The organism is Nostoc sp. (assembly GCF_036919495.1).
GTDB lineage: Bacteria > Cyanobacteriota > Cyanobacteriia > Cyanobacteriales > Nostocaceae > Nostoc.
Genome location: NZ_JBALBZ010000067.1, coordinates 155,608 through 178,092, shown reverse-complemented (window position 1 = coordinate 178,092; position 22,485 = coordinate 155,608). Strand labels below are relative to the sequence as shown.

Annotated in this window: 17 protein-coding genes; 8 read left to right on the top strand and 9 right to left on the bottom strand. The window is 42.5% G+C overall.

Translation table 11 applies throughout. The annotated features are described in order from the left end of the window. The first annotated feature begins 12 nt into the window (after positions 1-12). Complete coding sequence (gene trpD, locus V7K25_RS09260) at positions 13-1,080, top strand: anthranilate phosphoribosyltransferase (protein ID WP_335157147.1); 1,068 nt, start codon at positions 13-15, stop codon at positions 1,078-1,080. Here the strand turns inward: trpD and V7K25_RS09255 are convergent. After that, positions 1,010-2,077, bottom strand: coding sequence for a retropepsin-like aspartic protease family protein (locus V7K25_RS09255; protein ID WP_335157145.1), 1,068 nt, complete (start codon positions 2,075-2,077; stop codon positions 1,010-1,012). The genes trpD and V7K25_RS09255 overlap by 71 nt on opposite strands. Positions 2,078-2,304: 227 nt before the next feature. Here V7K25_RS09255 and carA point away from each other — a divergent pair, with 227 nt between their 5' ends. The 5 genes from carA to V7K25_RS09230 all read left to right on the top strand — a co-directional run bounded on the left by carA (position 2,305) and on the right by V7K25_RS09230 (position 6,664). Next, positions 2,305-3,471 (top strand): glutamine-hydrolyzing carbamoyl-phosphate synthase small subunit, encoded by a 1,167-nt coding sequence (gene carA / locus V7K25_RS09250; RefSeq protein ID WP_335157143.1) that lies wholly within the window; start codon positions 2,305-2,307, stop codon positions 3,469-3,471. A 196-nt stretch (positions 3,472-3,667) separates the two neighbouring features. Beyond that, positions 3,668-4,018, top strand: a complete 351-nt coding sequence (locus V7K25_RS09245; protein WP_335157141.1) for an STAS domain-containing protein — start codon at positions 3,668-3,670, stop codon at positions 4,016-4,018. Positions 4,019-4,593: 575 nt separating this feature from the next. Continuing rightward, on the top strand, positions 4,594-5,073 hold the full coding sequence (locus V7K25_RS09240) for a Mini-ribonuclease 3 (RefSeq protein WP_335157139.1): 480 nt from the start codon (positions 4,594-4,596) through the stop codon (positions 5,071-5,073). Between the two features lie 92 nt (positions 5,074-5,165). Then, positions 5,166-6,275, top strand: coding sequence for a 23S rRNA (guanosine(2251)-2'-O)-methyltransferase RlmB (rlmB, locus tag V7K25_RS09235; RefSeq protein ID WP_335157137.1), 1,110 nt, complete (start codon positions 5,166-5,168; stop codon positions 6,273-6,275). Between the two features lie 86 nt (positions 6,276-6,361). Next, positions 6,362-6,664: a DUF1816 domain-containing protein gene (locus tag V7K25_RS09230; RefSeq protein WP_335157135.1), complete on the top strand. Its 303-nt coding sequence runs from the start codon at positions 6,362-6,364 to the stop codon at positions 6,662-6,664. Between the two features lie 117 nt (positions 6,665-6,781). Here V7K25_RS09230 and V7K25_RS09225 read toward each other — a convergent pair whose 3' ends face one another. The 3 genes from V7K25_RS09225 to V7K25_RS09215 form a co-directional block, all read right to left on the bottom strand. Continuing rightward, a complete protein-coding gene (locus tag V7K25_RS09225) occupies positions 6,782-7,627 on the bottom strand; it encodes an alpha/beta fold hydrolase (protein ID WP_335157133.1) in 846 nt (281 codons plus the stop codon). Between the two features lie 76 nt (positions 7,628-7,703). Then, positions 7,704-8,588: a tRNA pseudouridine(55) synthase TruB gene (gene truB, locus V7K25_RS09220; protein WP_335157131.1), complete on the bottom strand. Its 885-nt coding sequence runs from the start codon at positions 8,586-8,588 to the stop codon at positions 7,704-7,706. A gap of 427 nt (positions 8,589-9,015) precedes the next feature. Continuing rightward, complete coding sequence (locus V7K25_RS09215; RefSeq protein WP_335157129.1) at positions 9,016-10,743, bottom strand: ATP-binding protein; 1,728 nt, start codon at positions 10,741-10,743, stop codon at positions 9,016-9,018. A 341-nt stretch (positions 10,744-11,084) separates the two neighbouring features. On the opposite strand from V7K25_RS09215, the gene V7K25_RS09210 reads away from it, so the two are divergent. Beyond that, a complete protein-coding gene (locus V7K25_RS09210; protein WP_335157127.1) occupies positions 11,085-12,335 on the top strand; it encodes an RNA-guided endonuclease InsQ/TnpB family protein in 1,251 nt (416 codons plus the stop codon). 81 nt (positions 12,336-12,416) lie between these two features. Here V7K25_RS09210 and V7K25_RS09205 read toward each other — a convergent pair whose 3' ends face one another. From V7K25_RS09205 to V7K25_RS09190, 4 genes are all read right to left on the bottom strand, one after another. Beyond that, positions 12,417-12,872 (bottom strand): response regulator, encoded by a 456-nt coding sequence (locus V7K25_RS09205; protein WP_100901603.1) that lies wholly within the window; start codon positions 12,870-12,872, stop codon positions 12,417-12,419. Between the two features lie 52 nt (positions 12,873-12,924). Further along, positions 12,925-15,261 (bottom strand): ATP-binding protein, encoded by a 2,337-nt coding sequence (locus tag V7K25_RS09200; RefSeq protein WP_335157125.1) that lies wholly within the window; start codon positions 15,259-15,261, stop codon positions 12,925-12,927. Between the two features lie 80 nt (positions 15,262-15,341). Next, entirely contained in the window at positions 15,342-17,117 is a 1,776-nt protein-coding gene (locus V7K25_RS09195; RefSeq protein WP_335157123.1) for an alpha/beta hydrolase, read from the bottom strand. 402 nt (positions 17,118-17,519) lie between these two features. Then, positions 17,520-18,443 carry a DMT family transporter gene (locus tag V7K25_RS09190; RefSeq protein WP_335157121.1) on the bottom strand — a complete coding sequence of 308 codons (924 nt, stop codon included), beginning with the start codon at positions 18,441-18,443 and terminating at the stop codon, positions 17,520-17,522. A gap of 281 nt (positions 18,444-18,724) precedes the next feature. Here V7K25_RS09190 and V7K25_RS09185 point away from each other — a divergent pair, with 281 nt between their 5' ends. Continuing rightward, complete coding sequence (locus V7K25_RS09185) at positions 18,725-21,013, top strand: cytochrome-c peroxidase (RefSeq protein WP_442948076.1); 2,289 nt, start codon at positions 18,725-18,727, stop codon at positions 21,011-21,013. 67 nt (positions 21,014-21,080) lie between these two features. Here the strand turns inward: V7K25_RS09185 and V7K25_RS09180 are convergent, their stop codons facing one another. Next, entirely contained in the window at positions 21,081-22,403 is a 1,323-nt protein-coding gene (locus V7K25_RS09180; protein ID WP_335157117.1) for a serine hydrolase, read from the bottom strand. Positions 22,404-22,485: the final 82 nt, after the last annotated feature.

Genomic DNA, 22,485 nt, shown 5'->3' with positions numbered 1-22,485 from the left:
CAAACCTTAGCTATGATAACTCCCCCAATCCCTGCTCAAGAATCCTTTGCTAGCTGGTATGTCCTGCTGCAACAATTAATAGATGGTCAATCCTTGTCTCGTACTCAAGCTGCTGAATTGATGCAAGGTTGGCTCAGTGAAGCGGTTCCCCCAGAGTTATCAGGGGCTATTTTAACAGCGCTGAACTTTAGAGGCATTTCTGCCGACGAGTTGACCGGCATGGCTGAAGTATTACAATCTCAATGTTCCCCACTCAGCGCTCATAAATCAGCACTTACCACTGTAATAGATACCTGTGGTACTGGTGGAGATGGATCATCAACCTTTAATATTTCTACAGCCGTTGCATTTGTCGCCGCAGCATCTGGTATACCTGTCGCCAAACACGGCAATCGTTCAGCTTCAAGTCTCACGGGAAGTGCAGATGTCTTGGAAGCCTTGGGTGTAAATTTGAGTGCATCCAGTGAAAAAGTACAAGCAGCATTACAAGAAGTCGGGATCACTTTCTTGTTTGCCCCTGGTTGGCATCCAGCACTCAAGGCGGTTGCCTCATTACGGCGGACTTTGAAAGTGCGAACAATTTTTAATTTGCTCGGGCCGTTAGTAAATCCCTTGCGTCCAACTGGGCAGGTGGTAGGGTTATTTACTCCTAAGCTTTTGGCGACAGTTGCCGAAGCTTTACAGAATTTGGGCAAGGAAAAGGCGATTGTGCTGCATGGACGAGAAAAACTTGATGAGGCTGGGTTAGGAGATTTAACTGATTTGGCGGTGTTATCAGACGGAGAAGTACAGTTAACTACGATTAATCCCCTAGATTTGGATCTAACACCTGCTTCTATAGGTATGCTTCGGGGTGGAGATGTCCAAGAAAATGCGGTGATTCTGAAGGCGGTACTCCAAGGTAAGGGAACTCAAGCACAACAGGATGCAGTAGCTTTGAACGCGTCCTTGGCGCTGCAAGTAGCAGGTTCGATCGCACTCCTAGATCACGCCCAAGGGATTAAAATCGCTAAGGATATCCTACAAAGCGGGGCAGCTTGGACGAAGTTGGAGCAGTTAGTTGAGTTTCTGGCGAATTGATTTGCGATCGCAATTGCGGACGAAACTCTACCACATTACGTTTGATAGTGACATCGTAGTTACCAAAAAAGTCATGTCCTAAAAGTCCAGTTTCTAGTTCCGTACCTGCGATCGCTACTGCTACTTTATTCACTATTACCCCGCCAACTGCCATCGAATTAACGTAGCCCACAGGAAATTCTACAGCTCTGGAACTAGCGGTATTTGCCTTAGCTTTGCCCACTGGCACTATTCCCAAACTATTAGCCATCTCTTGGGTAATTACAGTGCCACTGGCTCCCGTATCCACAATCATGTCAAATTGTTGCTGGCCATTAAAGGTAACTTCGACAATTGGTGTTCCACCAATTCGCCTTTTAATCGGTGCTGTAAATACTTCCTGAGGTGGAATTACCACTGCTGATGAGGGCAAAGCTGGTTTTAGTGGTAACGGGTTTATTTCTTGTGGAGGCGATAGAGGTGAGGTATACTTTGGTGTAGTTATTCTCTGTGGAACCACAACTACTATCCTCTTCGGTTCGGCAACGCGCACAGGGTGAGGATTAGCTTGCTGTTGGGCATATTTAATTTGGCGACGATATTCAGTAATTTTAGTTTGAGCGATCGCAAACTCTGGGCTTTGCCGCCGGACTCTTTGCATCAGCGCGATCGCATCCTGGTACTGATTCGCCACCAAAATCCAATCACCTGGAGATTGAGCAGATCGGCTGATGCTCCAAGCGCCAACGGCTTTGTCTAGCCCCATCTCAAAAAGACTTGGTTCACTTTCAGACGGCTCTAGCGTCTCTGCTTCTGGGGTAGAGGTAACTGCTGGTGTAACTGCTGGTGTTTTTGGTTCGACGGCAGGCTGTACTGATGCCTGATCCCCAATTGGCGCCGATTGCTCATTGCCACCAGTCGCAGTGTTCCGTTGGTCTTCACTACAGGCAACACACAAAACCGCTAGAGCGCTTGATAGAAAAATTAGGGTTGCACGGGATAAAAAAGACTGAAGCATAATTAATTTTAACCGCCCAAGCTTTGCCAAAGCCACTCCCGCTAATTTAATTCCCTTTTAATTTTAATTAACTATTCTAAAAACTCCCAATTGCTCAACTCATGGGATAATTAACAATCGCAGTAATGGGGAAGAAGCAGGGGAGCAGGGAGCAAGGGGAAAATTCCTCTCCTCTGCACCCTTCCCTCTGCCTCTTCCACTCCTCGATCCCCACTCCCCAATTTACTATGCCCTTGTCTGACGCAATACCTGCTTTACTTGTCCTGGCAGATGGAACCACTTATCGCGGTTGGTCTTTCGGTGCTACGGGAACCGCGATCGGAGAAGTGGTGTTCAACACTGGCATGACCGGCTACCAAGAAGTACTAACCGACCCAAGTTACTGCGGTCAAATTGTCATTTTTACCTATCCTGAATTAGGCAATACTGGCGTCAATCTTGAAGATGAAGAATCAGATGGGCCCCAGGTTCGGGGTGCGATCGCCCGGAATATTTGTCACCATCCGAGTAACTGGCGATCGACACAATCCTTACCAGACTACCTTAAACAAAACCAAGTACCAGGGATCTACGGCATCGATACCCGCGCTCTCACCCGTAAAATTCGGATGTTTGGAGCCATGAACGGTGGCATTTCCACAACAATTCTTGATGAGGCGGAATTGCTAGAGCAGGTACAGGCGGCTCCCAATATGGCAGGATTAAATCTGGTTCGGGAAGTTACCACCCCAACGGCTTATGAATGGTCAGATCCCACAATTCCAGCTTGGGAATTCAACTCGGAAGCTGCGGAAAATCTTGGAGAACCCTTTACCGTTGTTGCCCTTGACTTTGGCGTAAAACGGAATATTTTGCGTCGCTTAACAAGTTATGGTTGTCGGGTAATTGTTGTGCCTGCTGATACGCCACCAGAGGAAATCCTCAACTACAATCCAGATGGTGTGTTTCTTTCAAATGGCCCTGGCGACCCTGCTGCCGTCACTCAAGGGATTGCAACTGCCAAAGCGCTGCTATTAAGTGAAAAGCCCATCTTTGGTATTTGTATGGGACACCAAATTTTAGGTCATGCACTAGGGGCAGAAACCTATAAACTCAAATTTGGTCACCGTGGTTTAAATCAGCCAGCCGGTTTACAACAACGGATAGAAATTACCAGCCAAAACCATAGTTTTGCTATTGACCCAGATTCTTTACCTGCGGCAATTGTGGAAATCAGCCACCTGAACTTAAACGATCGCACCGTTGCTGGGGTACGTCACAAATCTCTACCTGTATTCTCCGTCCAATATCACCCAGAAGCCAGTCCTGGCCCTCACGATGCTGATTACTTATTTGAACAATTTGTTCAAACCATGCGAACAGCACGTCAAGCCGTTGCAGCCGAAGTGAGGTAAAAATGGGGAATAGGGACTGGAGACTAGGGAATAGGGACTAGGGACTAGGAAATAAGATTAAAAATACTATTTTCTCTTAATCCCCACTACCCAATCCCCAATCCCCTACTTCAGTAGATTGTAGACAACTTGCTCAAAAACCATCTATACTTGAGCGTTCACTTTAACTCATGAGGAGGGAATTATTGCTGATCCATTGAATCTAACCGTTAGCCTGAGGGGCACTCGTGAAGTCCGGGATAACTGTCAGCTATTCCGCCTCACAGGTTTGTTAGATGCCTTTTCTGAGCCGACATTTCGCAAGGTACTTGGCAGTAAGATTGACGAGGGCCCTAAGCACATTATTTTGGATCTCTCACAAATCGACTTTATTGATAGCTCTGGCTTGGGTGCTTTGGTGCAGCTAGCCAAGCAGGCTCAAACTGCTGAAGGCACTTTGCAAATCGTCACGAATGCCCGGGTAACTCAAACGGTCAAGCTTGTTCGCCTAGAGAAGTTTCTCTCCCTGCAAAAATCAGTTGAAGAAGCTCTAGAAAACGCCAAGTAGTCTTGATTGCTTGAACCGAGAGATCAATTCGGCTATCCAGATTCAACATCGGATAGCTTAATTTTTAAAACTTCTGGCAGAAAACCTCTCTCCTTGTGGGAGAGGCACAAAGCCAGTTAAGCTATTATGTTTAAAGTTGAGCAATAATTAAAGATATAGCACCCGCTTCTTGGGTATGTAATTTTTGGCTTCTTATCGGATAAACAATCAAGTCTGAGAAATTTGTAACAAATACAAAGCCAGCAGATTTGTTTATAGGTAAACTTGACTTGATAGTGTATAGTTAAAAATCGTCGCTTACTAAGTAAGCATGACAATGCGATCAAGTAACAGGGTGAGTTTGATGTTAAAATTTTACCCTATCTTAGGCACAGACCACAAGTAGGCAAAATTGGGTTTATGGGCTTTGACATCAGGGTAAGCTAAAATGCCAACTCTTAATCAAAAAGATAGAATTAGCTAAGTATTTCTGATAGTATTGATTATGCTAAGTATAGTATTATGGCTTACTTCAGAAAAATCAGTCTTTGCAAAGAATGCCTGCCAATTGTAGCCCGACAAGGAATGATTTATTTGTGAAGTCACAGGAGGAAGAGGTATTAGATGGACAAGATGAAACTCCCAAACAGACTTTATCTTGGACTCAAGCACTCTTGACAACCACAGCGCCATTCCAACAGATTTCCCTCTCCCAAGTGCAACAGATTTCTCCTAGTGCTTTAGCATATTTGGGGGATGCAATTTATGAGTTGTATGTTAGAATGTTCTATCTGCTGCCATTGCAGCGGGCAGGAATTTACCATAGTCTGGTAGTGGAGCAGGTAAGAGCGGAAACACAAGCGCTACATTTGCGATCGCTGATTCCTTATCTCAGGGACACCGAATTAGAAATTGTCCGACGGGGTAGAAACGCCGCAACAGGACGCCCTAAGCGACTTAATCCCGAAATTTATCAACAGGCAACCAGTCTAGAAACCTTAATTGGCTACTTATATCTCACCGATTACCAGCGTCTAACCGAACTGTTGCAAATGCTTCATGTAGAAAAAGAGTGAGAACTTAATTTTACAGTAGCCACATCAGTAGATTTGGTTCAATAAATTGAGGTAATTGTGATGACCAACCATACGCTATATCTATAACTCAAATGCAGAATAAACCTAGAAAAGTCAGAACTTCTAACGAACCTAATCGTGGGCAACCTGTAAAAATTCAGGGTAAGCGTGTTGTTACTAATCCGACTCGCAATCCCAGAAAAATAGATAGCAACCCTGTCTCTGGTACTAATCCGACTCGTAATCCCAGAAAAATAGATAGCAACCCCATATCTGGTGCAAATCCGACTCGTAATCCTAGGAAAATAGATGTTGCTAATCCGACTCGCAATCCCAGGAAAATAGATAGTAACCCCATTGACAACTCCCGCCAACGAAATAGCAACTTCTCCCAGCCGCCTGTATCTACACCGACAGAAGAAGATAGCGATCTCATCTACGGTCGTCATCCAGTATTGAGTGCGTTACAAAATCAGCGCAATCTCAACCGTCTCTGGATTACTACTCGTTTGCGCTACGACCCCAGCTTTCACCATTTTCTCTTACAAGCGAAAGAAAATGGCACAGTTATTGATGAGGTTGAACCCAAGCGTTTAGACTATCTCACCAATGGAGCCAATCATCAAGGTGTGGCGGCACAAGTTGCTCCCTACGCTTACATCGAATTGCCCGATTTAATTGAACAGGCAAAAGCTGTAACCGATGCCGTAATCGTCGTGGCTGATGGAATTACTGATCCCCACAACTTGGGAGCAATTATTCGTACCGCCGAAGCAATAGGCGCTCAAGGTTTGGTGATTCCCCAAAGAAGGGCATCTGGGATCACTTCTACTGTGATGAAAGTAGCAGCAGGCGCTTTAGAAAATTTTGCTGTAGCTAGAGTTGTCAACCTCAGCCGCGCCTTAGAAGAATTGAAAGAAGCTGGCTATTGGATTTATGGCACTGCTGCAAGTGGAAGCGAACCTGTGCATACAGTCAATTTTACTGGCCCAATCGTTTTGGTAATCGGCTCAGAAGGCGAAGGTCTGAGTATGTTGACTCAACGCTCGTGTGATTTCTTAGTATCGATTCCTCTACAAGGTAAGACTCCTAGCCTCAATGCTTCTGTAGCAGCAGGTATGACGCTTTATGAAATTTATCGCCAGCGATCGCTAAATACCCTGCACCTAGATAAATTAGAAAAAACCTCTTTGAAAAAATAACCGTAACAGAGTATAAAGAAATGTAAAAGATAATAAAGCAAGATATCGTTTAACACCCTGTAGACGTTTATAAATTGGCGAAAACCATGAAAACCATTTGGCATAACCTTAAGGAAGTGTTAATTAACACATTCGACTCCATCGGCTTGGCTTGGTGGGTAGAGATTGTGACACAAAATCCCCGTTGCACGTACTACTTCGGGCCATTTCTGACTTCTTCTGATGCAAAATTGTCAAGCATTGGATATATAGAAGATTTGGAGATCGAAGGAGCTACGGGAATTTCTGTGAATGTCAAGCGCTGCAAACCTAATACCTTAACAATAGCTGAAGACTTGGGGGAAAGATTTGACCGCAAAGTACAGCCTGCCTTTGGCGGTCAGATTTAAGTTAAGTTAGGCCAGAGTCAATATAATTCGTAATTCGTAATTCGTAATTCGTAATTTGTAATTGCGAGTTCTAATTACGAATTATTTGTTTAAGAGTCAAAAGCAAAAGCCCGTGGACTATTGACTACCAATTACCTGCGGATGAACTTCGAGCCAATGGTCAATGTCATTCAGGAGTTGCTGGGGCACTTCCCACGGAAAAAGATGAGCGGTGTTGGGATAGCAGTGCCATTGAGAATTGTTGAGGTGTTGAGCAGTTTCTAAGCTGGAATTAGATGTAATGTGGCGGTCTTGTTCACCAGCAAGTACTAAACTAGGACATTGTATTTGTTGCAAATCTAGAAGTCGGTTGTATCCCGATTGAATTTCACTATAAAGGGCGTGAGTAGCAGCACGAGAGGTTTGTAAATAAGCTGGTACTGCTTCTGTGGCAATGTACTTGTAAGTGGTAGTTGTATGTTGTTGGATTAAGTAGCGAAAAAGCGATCGCTTGCCAAAAGTATCAATATTCCATTGCCAACTCGGTTTTATATAGTTTATTAGGGCAGCAACACCAGTATATAAATTATCCTGCCAAGTGATAGGAGGATGACTCCCACGGGGTTTTGCGGCTGTCGCCACCAAAATCAACCCTGTAATGCGCTCTGGCAAACGTAATGCCAGTTCCATTGCCAGAATGCCCCCAAGTGACCATCCCAATACTAGGCACTTTTCAATCTCAAAGCGGTCTAGCAGCGCTTCTAAATCAGTTAAATGGTCATTCATCTTAAAATTACCATTCCAGCGACTTTTGCCATATCCACGTAAATCAGGGGCAAAAGTTTTATAACGTTTTGATAAATGATTGGTAAAGACAGATAGACTACGACCAGTACCAGGATGACCATGTAAGCCCAAAATGGGGAATCCTTGACCTTGGATATAGACATTGAGACGTGCAGTGGTAGGATGGCGATCGCTCATCTAGCACCCCCAAGAGACTCCCGCCATACTTGATAGCCAAATGTGTTCAAATTAAAACCTTCAAATTATCACAGTTTTAAGAAATCGGTTCAAAAACCATTTGGGGAATTAACACTTCATCTTGTAATTGCCCAATACCTAAAAAGCGAGTATCCTCATCATAAACTCGCACTATTTCAGGAACATCAAAAGTTAGAGAAACTCGCTGACCTTGACACCATTTTTGAGCAGATGTTGCTGGTAAACTAACAGATGACAAATGTTGTAAAGCTACATCTGGACAAATCGGTTGAAATATTCCGGCTTGTAGTTTTGTTTCTAAGTCGCTCAAAGTGAGACTATCTGTTAAATCGAAACCACTGCTTTGAGTGCGAATCAAAGCGGCAAGAGTGCCACCAGTTTCTAATATTGCACCTAAATCACGAGCGATCGCTCTAATATATGTACCAGAACCACAGGCGATCGCCACATCCAATTCGGGAAAATCCCCTTCTCTCCAGTCCAAAATATCTATCTGAAAAACCTCCACTGTCCGCACTGGAACTTCCACGGTTTTACCTTGGCGTGCTAAGTCGTAGAGACGTTTACCATCCACTTGAATTGCACTATAACTCGGTGGTATTTGCTCAATCTTGCCTTCAAATTGTGGTAATACGCTTTTCACCTCTGCCAAACTCAATCCAGCACAAGGTTGAGAAGTGATGATTTCACCTTGTAAATCATCCGTTGTAGTACGCACACCCAAGCGAATAGTGGCAATGTACGCTTTGTTTTCTGGCAGATATTGCAATAATCTTGTGGCTTTACCAAGGGCGATTGGTAAAACCCCTGTAGCAGCTGGATCTAAGGTTCCCGCATGTCCTACACGTTTGAGGCGCAACAATTTTCGTACTCGCGCCACGCAGTCGTGGGAAGTCCAGTCAAATGGTTTGTTTAAGTTGAGAAAACCTTGAGATAACACAAAATCAATAGTTACAGCTTCTAAATTCTATAAAATACTTATTAATATAATACTCAAAGTATCAATATTCAGCAGTTAATACGTTATAAAGCATTAATTTATACGTATTAATCAGGGTCAAGATATGCTCTCAGTGCCTTACCGAATAATACACAAAAAGTGCAGATAACGCCGAGAATTTTAGAAAGAAGGTAGGTAGAGGAGTAGTTGGCTATTTTAAAAATCAAATAGGAGTAATAGGAGCTTTATATTAACATCAAAAATAGTCATTTTGGAGATTTTTTTCATAAATTAAGTTACAAACAAAAAAATCCTAGACTTTTTTTAATAGCTATAAAATTTCAATGATTGTCAAAGTTCTGAGCCTTGCGAAAAACAATCAAAGAATGGCTAATTACCAAAATATAAATTTGAGATTAAGTTAAGTTTATGATGGAGATAGTTGAGCAATTGGGCATATTTTCGGTAAGCTGACTGTAACTTTAGTTCCTTGCCCTACTTGACTAGACAAGGTAATATCGCCACCATGTAACTCTACACAAGCTTTGGCGATCGCAAGCCCTAATCCTGTACCGGGGATTGTGTCAACGTTACTTCCACGACTGAAGGATTGAAACAAATTTTTTTGATCTGCCATCGGGATACCAATTCCCTGATCTTTGATATAAAAGATTACTTGTGATTCTTTACCAATGAGGTGGAATTCTACACTACCTCCATCTGGAGAGTACTTAATTGCATTGGATATTAAATTAGTAAAAATTTGCTGTAAAAGTCCGCGATCGCCCCAAAAATCTTGGTTATTACCAGTAATTTGAAAAATCAATTCGTGGCGATCGCCTACTGTTTCTCGCTCTTGTTCGATTAAGTCAGCAAAAAATTGCAGTAAATCGAGCCGGATTGGCTGAAATTTGGGTTTTTCCAGTTCAAATTGGTTAACCAGAAGCATGTCATCCACAAGTTTGGACATATACCTGGCTTTCTGTTCAATAATTCCTAAGAACCTCTCTTGTTTAGACTCATCTAGTTGCTGGCTATGTTTTACTAAAGTTGATGCAGCAGCCAGAATTGAAGTTAGGGGCGTTCGATACTCATGGGAGACTGTGGCAATAATTTGCGATTTAAATGCATTGAGTTGCTTTTCTTTGGCAAGTGCTGCTTGAGTTTGCGCTAGCAATTCAGCTTGTTGAATGGCGATCGCTAGTTGCACCGAAACTTCATTGAGCATTTGGGCATCATCAGTTTGCCACTGTCGTTCCCCGGAATTATGGTGAGCAATCAACAAACCCCAAAGCTTGGGGGTTGGGTTCCCATTGTTGCTCAGATTAATGGGAACTATTAGATTTGCCTTAGGATTAAATTGCTCTTTCAGGCTGACACAATTACACAAGCCAAGCTCATAGATATAAGGGATGGGGGATTGGGTATTGGGCACAAGAGGCAGAGGAGCAGGGTGCAAGGTGCAAGGGGGAGAATGAGTAATTAATTTACCTCTTTCCTTCCTCTGCTCCCCTGCTTCTTCCCGTGTCCCAACGCGATCGCACAATGCTACAGTGCGGCATGGCTCAACTGAGGAGGCAACTATTTTACCGTCTGCATCTGGGGCGAACTGATACACTATCACGCGATCGCACTTCAGAAGTTGCTGTACCTCGGCTACAGCCGTATTCAAAATTTGCTCTAGGTTAAGAGACTGACGAATTCTTAAAGCAGTCGTGGCAATTAAGCGCTGTCTCTCCTGAGTTTTGTGGAGTTGGGCTTGCAAGCACGATTGCTTAATGGCGTTACGGACTGTTAGTTGCAGTACATCCTGTGTCAGATGTTGCTTGACCAAATAATCCAACGCACCCCGTTTCATTGCTTGCACAGCTATCTCTTCATCGCCGCGTCCTGTCAGCATAATCACAGGGACGGAAGTCTCAAATATCTTCTGCTGCATCCGATCAAAGAGTTCTAACCCACTCATGTCAGGTAGGCAAAAATCCAGCAGAATGACATCAAAACGCATTTTTTGGCACAAAGCAATTGCTTCTTCTGCACAGTCTGCCTCCAAAATCTGGTATGACTGATGCGGATCTTTCAACAGATATCGACGATAGATTTTTCGATCTGCTGCACAATCATCGATGATGAGTAGTGTCCATGTGTCCAACATATTAAGTATGAGGATTGGGGAGCCATGTAGATCCCTTTTATCCAGATTATGTTTTTATTGCATAATTCTAAAAATAATATAAAATAAGTGTAAATAAAATCTAAATTCTTTAGAAATTCTAAAGTAATTTAAGCAGTAAGATAAATAACAAAATGGGGAAAGTGCATCAAAGAGAGACAAGCAGACACAGTGACTCAAAAAAGAAAAATCTCTCTGTGTCCTCTGAGCTGTGTCCTTTGTTATCAGAAAATTGGGTCTAAAACCCCGTCCTTGTAGGACGGCTTGATATTTACTAGAGGCGCGATTCCCACTAAATATGTTAGGATAGTGGGATGCTAACCATGAATTACTGCTATCGAATCTATCCGAATATTACTCAAAAACAGTCGCTTTTTGAGTGGATGGACATTTGTCGTGTCGCCTACAACTACGGGCTGCGAGAAATCAAGGATTGGTGCAATAGCCGTAAATGCATGGTTGATAGATGCTCGATTAGCCATGAGTACATCATGCCTGCTGAATATCCATTTCCTAGCGAAGTGAATCAGCTTAATGCCCTGCCTAACGCTAAAAAGGTATTTCCCCGATTACATGAAGTACCAAGTCAAGTGTTGCAGCAAGCGGTAAAGCAATTGCACCGAGCGTGGGATGGATTTCAAAAAGTGGGGCATGGGTTCCCCAGGTTTAAAAAGTTTGGGCAATTCAAGTCTTTGCTGTTTCCGCAGTTTAAACAGAATCCAGTATCTGGGGCACACATTGCATTACCTAAACTGGGGATAATTCCCATCAACTTGCATCGCCCAATTCCAAACGGATTTGTGGTTAAGCAAGTTCGGATAATCAACAAAGCGGATATTTGGTACGCCTCCATCAATATCCAGTGTGATGTCAGCGTTCCCAATCCCATGCCACACGGACACCCGATTGGGGTAGACGTGGGACTTGAAAAGTTTTTGGCAACCAGTGAGGGGGTTCTTGTCAAGTCGCCCAAATTTTTGAAAGTGATGCAAAGCAAGCTGAAATTGCTGCAACGCAGACTCTCTCGAAAAAAGAAGCGCTCTAAGAATTACGAGAAACAGCGCATTAAGGTTGCTAAACTTTACCACACGATTGAAAATACCCGTAAAGATTTCCACTTCAAACAAGCTCACGCTCTTTGTGATGCTGGTGATATGGTCTTCATGGAGGATTTAGATTACCGAGTTTTGGCTAAGGGGATGCTTGGTAAGCACATGCTTGATTCTGGGTTTGGACAATTCCGAACTATCACCAAATACGTATGCTGGAAGCGGGGTAAATATTTTGGAGAAGTTAGCGCTAGGGGGACTTCTCAGGAGTGCCCTGAATGTGGGTCATTAAGTGGAAAAGACTTGAGTATCAGAGTGCATAACTGTCAAGAATGCGGTTTTGTGTGCGATAGGGACGTGGCATCAGGACTAGTAATCAGAAATAGAGGCTTGAAATTAATTAGTACCGATGGACAGTCGGGAATCCAAAATGTCTGTGCAGACGGTTTGCCGGGGGCTGGGATATCTCAGTCTAGGTCAAAGTCGAAAACCCTTTTGGGCAAAACCAGAAAATCTAAGAAGTAACTTTTTAGTTGCTCCGTACCTTCAGGTCGGAGTCATGTCACCCTTTCCTTATTATTGCTTCATCAACAGAGAATAAACAAATTAATCCAAGGCTGGCGGCATATTGGCTTCAAGCCAATAGTCCACGAATGCTTGAATGGTCTTTTTTAATTCCTGAGCATCCATCGGCTTTACCAGATATCCATTTGCGCCCTTTTGGTAGCACAGTTCAATATCCTTGGGGTTAGATGATGTGGTAAAAACAACGATGGGGATTTCCTTGAAACTCTTGTCTTGCTTGAGCCTATCTAAAATGTCACGGCCATCAATACCTGGCAAATTCAGATCGAGCAAGATAACAGAAGGTCTTAGTGCTACTTTAGAGTTGCGTAAGGCTTCGCTTCCTAGTTGATAGAGGAAGTCTAAAACCTCATCCCCATTAGTACAACGATGTATGGGGTTCTGGACGGACATGCGCCGCATCAGACGTTGTAGCATCCGAAAATCTTCATTGCTGTCCTCAACAACGAGCAGAGGTTCATGAAGTTTTTTTGTCATTCGTGGTCTTAAAAGAGCTTAACAAAAATATATATTTGGTTATTATCTTAAACTATTCCAGCGTGAAATAGAAAATTGAGCCAACGCCTACGGTAGATTCAATCCAAATTTGGCCGTTATGAAGTTCAACAATCTTCTTAACAATAGCTAGTCCAGCACCTGCTCCTCCACCGTACTTCTCTTGAGAGTGGAGTCGCTTAAATAGTCGAAAGATACTTTCTAGATGATGCTGTGGAATTCCAATACCGTTATCTCGGATATAGAAGATTGGGGATTGGGGATTGGGGATTGGGCATGGAAAAGAGGCACAGGGGCGGGGTGCGGGGGGCAGAGGGGAAAATTCTCCCTTGCTCCCTGCTCCCTGCTCCTCTTCTTGAGAAAAGTAGCCAATCTCAACCCATTGCTCTGGCTTATCGTTGTATTTGAACGCATTGCCCAGCAGATTACTGAAGACTTCATTAACGAGAACTCGGTCACACTGAACTGTTGGTAAAGGTCGAGGAATGCGAATATCTACAAGCCCAGAGTCTTGACGACTAGCACGAAAGACTTCAATCACTTGGGTAACTAATTCGTTGAGGTCAGTTGCTTGCTCTCGCAGTTGTGCTTGTCCTAACTGCGAGAGTCGCAGTAGAGCATTAATAAGAGTTTCCATGCGTACAGATAAGGAAACTACTGTTTGCAAGCACTCAATTCCGTCATCATCTAATACTTGGGCATAGTCTTCTAGCAACACCGTTGAGAAGTTATAGATTCCCCGCAAAGGCTCTTTCAGGTCATGGGAAGCAGCGTAGGCAAAAGAGGCTAATTCGCGGTTGCTGCGCTCTAACTCTAGGTTAATTTTAGCTAACTCATCCGCCTTAGATAGTACAATACCAACGATCGCATTACTCAGAGCGATCGCACTCTCAAATTCACAAGTTTCCCAAGGTAGAGAAGTTAATCTAACCGTTTCTTGCCATTGTTCAAAGGATTTTCGGGGAGATAGGCTAAGGCTACCATCTGCCTGAGTTTGAATGGATTCGTTGGGATTACCTGCCCAGTTTACCGTTTGGATAACTTCGGGGCGAAACCAAAGAATATAATAACGCCGGACTTTAGAAATCCGCAGTAGCAGCAATCCACTAGCAGTATCTTTAAATATAAGCGCCTCTCGGTAAAGCTTCGGCAGAGAATCGGTGGAAAACAGGTTGTCATTAACTTGAATATCCGCCCATTCAATTAACGCCCGAACTTCATGAATATTCGGTGTTGCCCCCACGAGGGTAATTTCATTATCCAGACAAACCGCCGCTCCTGAAGCACTGACAAGATCGAGTAAACGGATTTCAGGTTTAATTAGAGCATCGATAAAATTATCTGCTTGGGAAATAGACTCTAAAAAATCAGCCTGTAGCGATTTGAGCTTTACCTTATAGTTCCATTCTGAATAACTAATTTTGTGCGCTAATTCAGAAGAGACAATCTGTCCCAAAAATTCGCACATCTTTAGCACTTCGTAAGAAATATACTTTGGTGTTAAGTGATGGCAAGATATTAATCCCCAAAGCTTCTGTTCTTGAATAAGCGAAATCACCAAAAGAGCCTTCACTCCCATATTTTGATGATATTCAGCACAACACCAATCAAAACTTCGTAGCAGAGAGTAACTTAAGTCAAGAGGCTGATGTGTTGTCGGATTTTCCCTTGGAACTAGCTCAACAGGTTCGGTAGTTAAATCGGGGAGAAATCGGAGAAAGCAGCGCGTGTATAACTCCCTAGCCTGCGCTGGAATATCTGTAGCCGGATAGTGGAGTCCTAAATAAGGTGATAAATCCTCTCGTTTGACTTCTGAAATAACAGAACCCGCTCCTGACTGGTCAAATTTATAGACCATTACCCGATCAAAACCGATGATTTTTTGGACTTCTTGTGCCACTACATGCAAAAATTCTATCAGGTTTGATGTTCTTTGCATTTTGGCGATCGCTTCATTCGCCAAAGCATGAAAGTCTAAGAAACTCACCTCAGATTTTGAGTCTGTCGGTTCTAACTCCAGAATCACAGCCTCTTCTGTGCGATGAGCAATAGCGTCAAAATTTTGTTGCCGATGCAAAGTACTTATTGATACTTTAAAAGCATTAGGACTGCCAATTTTTTTTACCAAGCACTGCTTTACAGTTTCTATTTGTTGGGCTTCTAGCAAATAGCTCAATGGTTTACCAAACAAATCTTTTGGCTCTTTGCCCAAGTGTTCTTGGGTATTGTTGCTAACTTGCAGTATCTCTAGCTGAGTACTGAGTGCCAGTAGAACACCATGAGGTTGAATAGAGCCAGGAGTGTGAATAGGTTTGCGATCGTGGTTAGTCAGAGCAGTAGCTTGGGTAGTAGTATTTTTAGGCTGGCTCATAAATCAACTTATGTAAAGCTGATTTTTACAATAGCGCAATTAAATGTCACATTTATTTAAAGTATATGCCGATAAGAAAGTCAAATAAAAATCATCACATGCAGCAATGCAACACCAATATCCAACATCCAAAATCCGAAGCTGACTATGGTGTTGGGAACTTTTTCTTTTGCAGGTTTGGCTTCTTTAATATCCAGCAATTGTGCTAATTCGGTTGTATTCAATGACTTGACGAGACTCAAACCAAGAGATTTACTAGAAATGCTTTGAGTGTAGGCGGCGTTAAGGTAGGGGGTGTATTGCGGTTTTCCTACAATGTATGTTTGGAAGAAAGGTAAACTTAAAACATTCATGTAACAACGCGCTTGGGAAGCATCGCCAATCATATCCGCAGGTAATGCTACTTGTTGATTTGCGGGGTTGGCATTGCCAATGGTGGAAAAGTGAGTGCCACCTACAAGCATGACGAGATACTTTTGTGAATTCGCCAACCAGGAGAAAGGTAAAATTTGCTCGGATAAAGCTGGTGCAACTGTATCATCACTACTGCTGACAATCATGACTGGAGTTTTGATTTGACTTAAGCCAGCTTTGCCGAAAATAGAACTAGTAATGGGATTAACTGCGATCGCAGCTTTCACTCTCTCATCCCGCAGGTTATAATATTTGCCAGACTTGCTGATGCTCAATTCTAAAGCGCGACACTGGAGCATTAAAGACATATTCCAGGTATTTTGCAGTGCTGCTGGTTGACAGTCTCGTTTTAGCTGCTCAAAGTTAATTTTAGCACCTGCCAAGGCTAAGGCTGTGTAGCCTCCCAAAGATTGACCAAATACTCCGACTTGTTGCAGATTTAACCGACCTTTAAACCGTGAATCAGATTGATTACCTTTTTCCAATTGATTCAGGATATATGTTATGTCCATTGGTCGGTCTTGAAATTCACTTGGTTCTGCTATTTCATTGGCGTGTCCATTCAACAGAGAATGTAATTGTTTAGCATCACTACCAGGATGATTGGGAACGACGACGGCAAATCCGTAAGAAGCTAGGTGCGTGGCTAAATATTGAAAGTTGCTGCTATCTAAACCCAACCCGTGAGAAATCACAATTACGGGTGCAGCATTCTGGACATTGGGAATATAAACATCAGTTAATAAAAGCCGATTGCGTGTTGAGTCGAAAAACTTCTGTGTGTATTTTTGCGACTTAAACTTTCCCGGAACCTTTAAATCGGGTAATTGCGATAAATTTGCTTGTTTGATGGTAGCAGCTTCTATTTTAGACTCTTGCGAAACTGCTGCGATCGCTCGATGGGTTTGGTTAACAAGTTTCTCTAATTCCGTAGCTATTTCTAAAGTCTGCGCTACGTCAAGGCGAATACTGCTGGTGGGATATTTACGTAACACATTCAATAGTGTCAAGCCTTCCGATTCAGCAGAGGCTAAAATTAGCGCCGAACGCAAAGCACCAAATCCTGGTTCTGGGTGACTGGTTTTAATAATTTGCGCCAACCGATGCAATAACAACTCTCCTTGGGGTGTATAGAGAAGTTGCGAAACTACTACCGGACTAACTTTCACACGATTAAGTAAAATCTGCCGCAATTCTTGAAGCTGTTGTAGAGGCAGATATTGCTGATAGGCTGCCAAGTCTTCGTTAATTACACCTGTTTTGGCATAGTTTTCTAAAGTAGTAACTGAAATGGAAAGCTCTAAAGCTGAATAAGATGCATAAATCCGCTCTGCTGCCAAGACAGAATTGCTAATTCCAAACGTTGGCAGCACCATTGAAAGAACCAGCAATAGAGAATTTTTTCTCAGGGTGCTGGCCCAATTACCAAACAAACTATTCATCGCTCAACTGTTTCGGTAGTCTGGTTTTATCAGGTGTTGGCTTTGGTAGTTATTCTGGCGCCCTGCTTGGTTTACTTAAAGTTATTAGCCTGAATTTTATCAAAACAGAATTTAGGAGTCAGTAGTTAGAATCTTCTAGTAATTAATTCTGACTCCTGAATTCTGATTTCTGAATTCTTCTTCAAGAATTTTCTCTTGGCTATCAAATTAATAATCAGATCCTACAGAGTCACACAGATGGTTAAAGTATCCATCTTAAAAGAAGCTGACCCCGTAGTTTGCCTTCACTAGTAAATCATAACAAATAAAAAATGCTCTGCCTCAGTATTTATGTTGTAGCTTTGAAGATGGCACGATTTTACTAGATGAAAAACCTAGTACTAATCCTGAAAATTCTTCTTGTTAACTAGCTTTTCCCAAGGCGATCGCTACTGAACCTGTGACTACCAAACCTGCTCCGAATAGGGTTATAAAAGTGAAGTTTTCTGATGGTATCAAATTAGGTGCAATAACTGATACAACTGCAACTGATATTAATGTCACAATGGGAGCTATAGCTATTACTGCACTTACTCGTGATGCTTCCCAATGCTCTAATGATTCAGCAAAAGCACCGTAAGCAATTAAAGTATTCAAAGCACAAAAAACCAGCATTAATAAATGGAAGCTATCAAGTATAAAAAGTGATTGTATTTTGGCTAGGGGAGTGAATAATAAAGCACAGCCCCCATAAATAATCAGCATAATACTAGGGGAAGATAAAGATTGTAATAGCTGCTTTTGTGCCAAAGCATAAATAGCCCATGACGTTGCTCCTAGCGCAATCAAGACACTACCTAGTATATATGTGTCATGCGCTATAATTAAATTTGCTAGTTGTTCTCGAAAAAATAAAAGATAACCGCAAATCATTACACTGACACCAATCCATTGATACAGCCGATAACGTTCTTTAAAAACCACTAACCCTCCGAAACCAAATAAAAGGGTAGATAATTGAATGAGAACTTCAGCGTTGGCAGGCGATGTTAGTGCTAAACCTTGCATAAATAGAAAGTAATTAATCCCTAAAAATAGGGTAGCGATCGCTAATAATTTCCAAGAAGCAGAACGCAGTTGTTCTAACTTTGGTAATTTACCGCGTATTCCTAAATACACACCAAGCAGTAAAAAGGATACCAAAAAGCGAAACCAAATGACGGTATAGACATCAAGCACTTGCAGAGCGATCGCTAGAGCAATAGGTAAAATTCCCCACAATAAGACCGTCAATAGCGATAACGCTAGCCCTAAGCGCCAGCGACCAGAACTTTGATGTAGTGACATTCAAATATTTTACCCAGAGGAGGCTGATGATAAATTAAAACATATCTAATTTGTATACCTACATTTTATCAAGCTCTTGCCGATAAAGCATGTTAATAGCATGATTTATGCAAGTTAAATGTAGAATAGTTTACCTACCCAACTGAATTTATTTGTAGTCTTATAGCGTTTTTTGCTCACATAAAATTTGTAAATTGTGTAATTGCTTTACATGAATATTACATTTGAAATTTGATTACAGATGTATAATTTTTTCGGTGTTAATTTACTACAAAAAATCTATGGGGATCATACCCATAATAAGCTTAGTAATCTTTATTACTGGCTTATCAATTTACTTGCTACTGGCCTCAAGAGGTCGGTTTTTACTCAAATCTTTGGTGACAAAAATAAAGCATCAAGGGTGGAAATTCAGGAATAACAAGATTAACTACCTGAGATCAAGATTTTCAAAGACTATAACAATTGCTGCCATTATTCTGGCAGCAGTAATAGCTGGAAATACTGTATCAGCCCAGGTTACGCCGCCACCTCTAACTTCGCTCAAAAGCGTATCGGTTCCAGAGCCTAACAATCTAGGAGACTTTGTAAAAGATAAAGTAGCTGCAATCAAGTTAGGAAAAACTTTCTTTTGGGATATGCAGGTTGGAAGCGACGGACAGACCTCCTGTGCTAGTTGTCACTTTCATGCTGGAGCCGACAATAGATCCAAAAATCAGATTTCTCCTGGGCTTTTGCGGATTAATGCTAATGGTACAGTGAATCCGGATACAGTTTTTGATATAGGTGGTGCGCCAAACTACCAGCTTAAACCGGGAGATTTTCCCTTCCACAAGCTGTCAAATCCGAATGATCCTAAAACCGTTATATCTGATCGAAATGATGTCACTTCCTCTCAGGGAGCCTTCAATGCTAAGTTTGTTGATGTCATACCTGGTAGCGCGGCAGACAAAGTAAAAACGGAGCCAGATCCGGTGTTTAATGTGGGAGGTACAAATGTGCGCCGCGTCCAGGCGCGTAACACCCCAACCGTGATTAATTCAGTATTCAACTTCCGCAACTTTTGGGATGGAAGGGCACAGAACATCTTTAATGGAGTGAATCCCTTCGGTTTAAGAGATCCTAACGCCTCTGTGGTAAAAGCAGAAAACCCAAATCAACTCAAATTTGTCAAAGTCAGCCTGAATAATTCGTCTTTGGCTTCTCAGGCGCTTGGCCCGCCACTTAGTTCCTTCGAGTTGTCAGCTGATGGTCGCACTTTTCTAGAAATTGGTGATAAGTTCGGCCGAATTGACAACAAAAAATCTCTCAGCAAGCTGCCGCTAGATAATCTAGATAATCTAGATAATCTTGCTGATACTCTGGTTGGACCGATACTCAATTCCGTTCAAGAACTTACTGGTAATTTGGCGCAAATTAACAGCAGTACATCTCTCAGCACACTGCTGCAAAATGTTCTGTCACTTAGGGGTACAAAACTCCCCAGAGTCTTGGGGCAAAAGTTATCTACCCTCAGACCGCTAGGCAAACAGGTTGTGCATCCACAAGACAGCGTTTTAGGTGCAGACAGTAGATATCCTCAGCCCGGACTGAAGGAGAAAAGTTACGATGAGCTGATTAAAGATGCCTTTAAGCCAGAGTGGTGGAAGTCTAATCGACTCATTCAAGTTGATGCTGAAGGTAAACGGACTTTTGTCAACAACGCTGATAACTCTTCTCAAACCGATGAGTACACGCTGTTGGAGTATAACTTCTCGCTGTTCTTTGGGCTTGCAATTCAGTTGTACGAGTCTACACTCATTGCCAACGATACGCCCTTTGATCGCTTCTTGGCAGGAAACACCACAGCCCTAACCCCTCAGCAACAACAAGGTAAACAACTGTTTCAGGGTAAGGCTCTGTGTATTGGTTGTCACGTTGGTTCAGAATTAACAGCTGCTTCAGTGAGCAGTGTGGCTAAAGACGGACGAATCAAACGTGCGCCATTCGGTGCAAGATCCCCTGAAGACAATGGTTTCTTCAATATCGGCGTTAGACCTGTTACGGACGACCCTGGTTTGGGTGGTAATGACCCTGTGCAGAATAATCCGCTTTCAGAAGCACGATTGGCTCAGTTAGGGAAATTTCAGCTTCTCCTCGGCGAAAATCCCCCCGTCCTCAATCCACCGTTAAATTCTAGTGAAACAGTGACGGCAAACGGAGCTTTCAAAGCACCTGGACTTCGCAATGTAGAACTCACTGCCCCCTACTTCCACAATGGAGGTCAAGCAACTTTAGAGCAAGTGGTTGATTTTTACAATCGAGGTGGTGACTTTGGAGTTCTTCCCCCCCTGAATCTGTCACCAGAAGAAAAACAGCAATTGGTCGCCTTTTTAAAGGGACTGACTGATGACCGAGTTAGGTACGAGAAAGCGCCTTTTGATCATCCGCAACTTTTCGTTCCCAATGGACATCCGGGAAACCAGACATTCGTTACCGACGATGGTACGGGCAAAGCTACAGATAGCTTCCTGGAAATTCCTGCTGTTGGTAGGAATGGTGGTAATGCTATACGAAATTTCTTGAAGTAATACCGTTTCACGAAAAACCTGATACATAAGATATGTAGGGGCGCACAAATGTACGCCCCTACATTTATTAAGGAGTGCGTAGGCGTAGCCCGTCGGAGGCATCGCCAAGTATCGGTTGTATATTGCTAACTTTGGTATTGTCTAGGTAATTATAGACTCTTCTCGAAAGTTCACGAACAAAATCTCCAGCTTTGGGATCGTAGTTTGGTCTTTGCACCAAAACACCTGCTAAATAACTTTTGCCGTTGGGCATTTGAATTATACCCGCATCACCAATGATAAATCTCAATGTACCAGTTTTGTGTGCGATCGTCGCTCCTGGACCAATACCAGCTGGTAGTAAACTATTGGTTTTGACACGGTGCATAATACCTAAAACTTGATTGCGGCTGTTTGGAGATAGCAAACGATTGTTATAAACTAACGCCGCCAATCTGACCAAATCTTTAGAACTGGTTGTATTTGTGCCAGCGATGTCTGGAAGTAGATTCCGAAGTGCTGTATTTTGCAATCCCCAGCTACGAAAACGTTGGCTAACTTTTGCTGCACCACCCAAGCGATCTAGAATCAGATTTGTGGCAGTATTATCGCTGATTGTCATCATCAAGGTAGCAGTTTCTAGGACACTAAATTTAGTTCCGATGGGTTTGTATTGCATAGTTCCAGATTCACCAACCTTTAAATCGCGCCGCATCACTAATTTATCGGTGAGTTTAATTCTACCTGCGTCTATTTCTTGGAAAAGAGCCACTAATAAGGGAAATTTGATTGTACTAGCAGCAGCAAATCTTTTTTCGCCATTAATATCTATATAGTTTCCTGTAGCTAAATCTAAGAAAAAGATTCCGGGATTTAATGTTTTATAACTTGCTAACAAAGTGCGAATTTGAGAAGTGATACCAACCATCTCTTGACCAAGATTTACAACTCCAGCAAATGTAGATGCATCTGTAGATTTGATGGCGATATCTTCTCGATTTTCCCCAACAATGGGATTGTTTTGGTGGTCAAATGAATTGAATTTGAAAATCCAATGAGAAGGAGAATCTCCTTTAATTGATATATTTTGGGAGGTAACATCATAACCAGGAGCTAACTCGACGACAAAACGAGTGGTTTGAGGGTCTGGTTTGCCGAGGCGAATTTCTTTCACCGCTTTGCCAAAACTTTGTTTGACACTATCAGAATTAAAATTAGTTCCAGGTAAGTCAATTACTAATCGGCTAGGATTATCTAATAAAAAGGCTTTTGGTTCTATTCCCGAAGTGGTAGTTAAGTCTAATTGGTTTTGGCTAGAATCATAGTACCAAGACTGTAATTGTGACGCTTTAGCTTGTCCTGCAACTAAAACCAAACTGCTTAAACCAATCGCTAGTAGATGTGATTTCATGTTGTGAATGTGGGTGTGCAAGTAAGGAGAAACTAATCAGGTTTACTTAGATTGTTTTCTGATGACTGTGCTTAACTTCCGG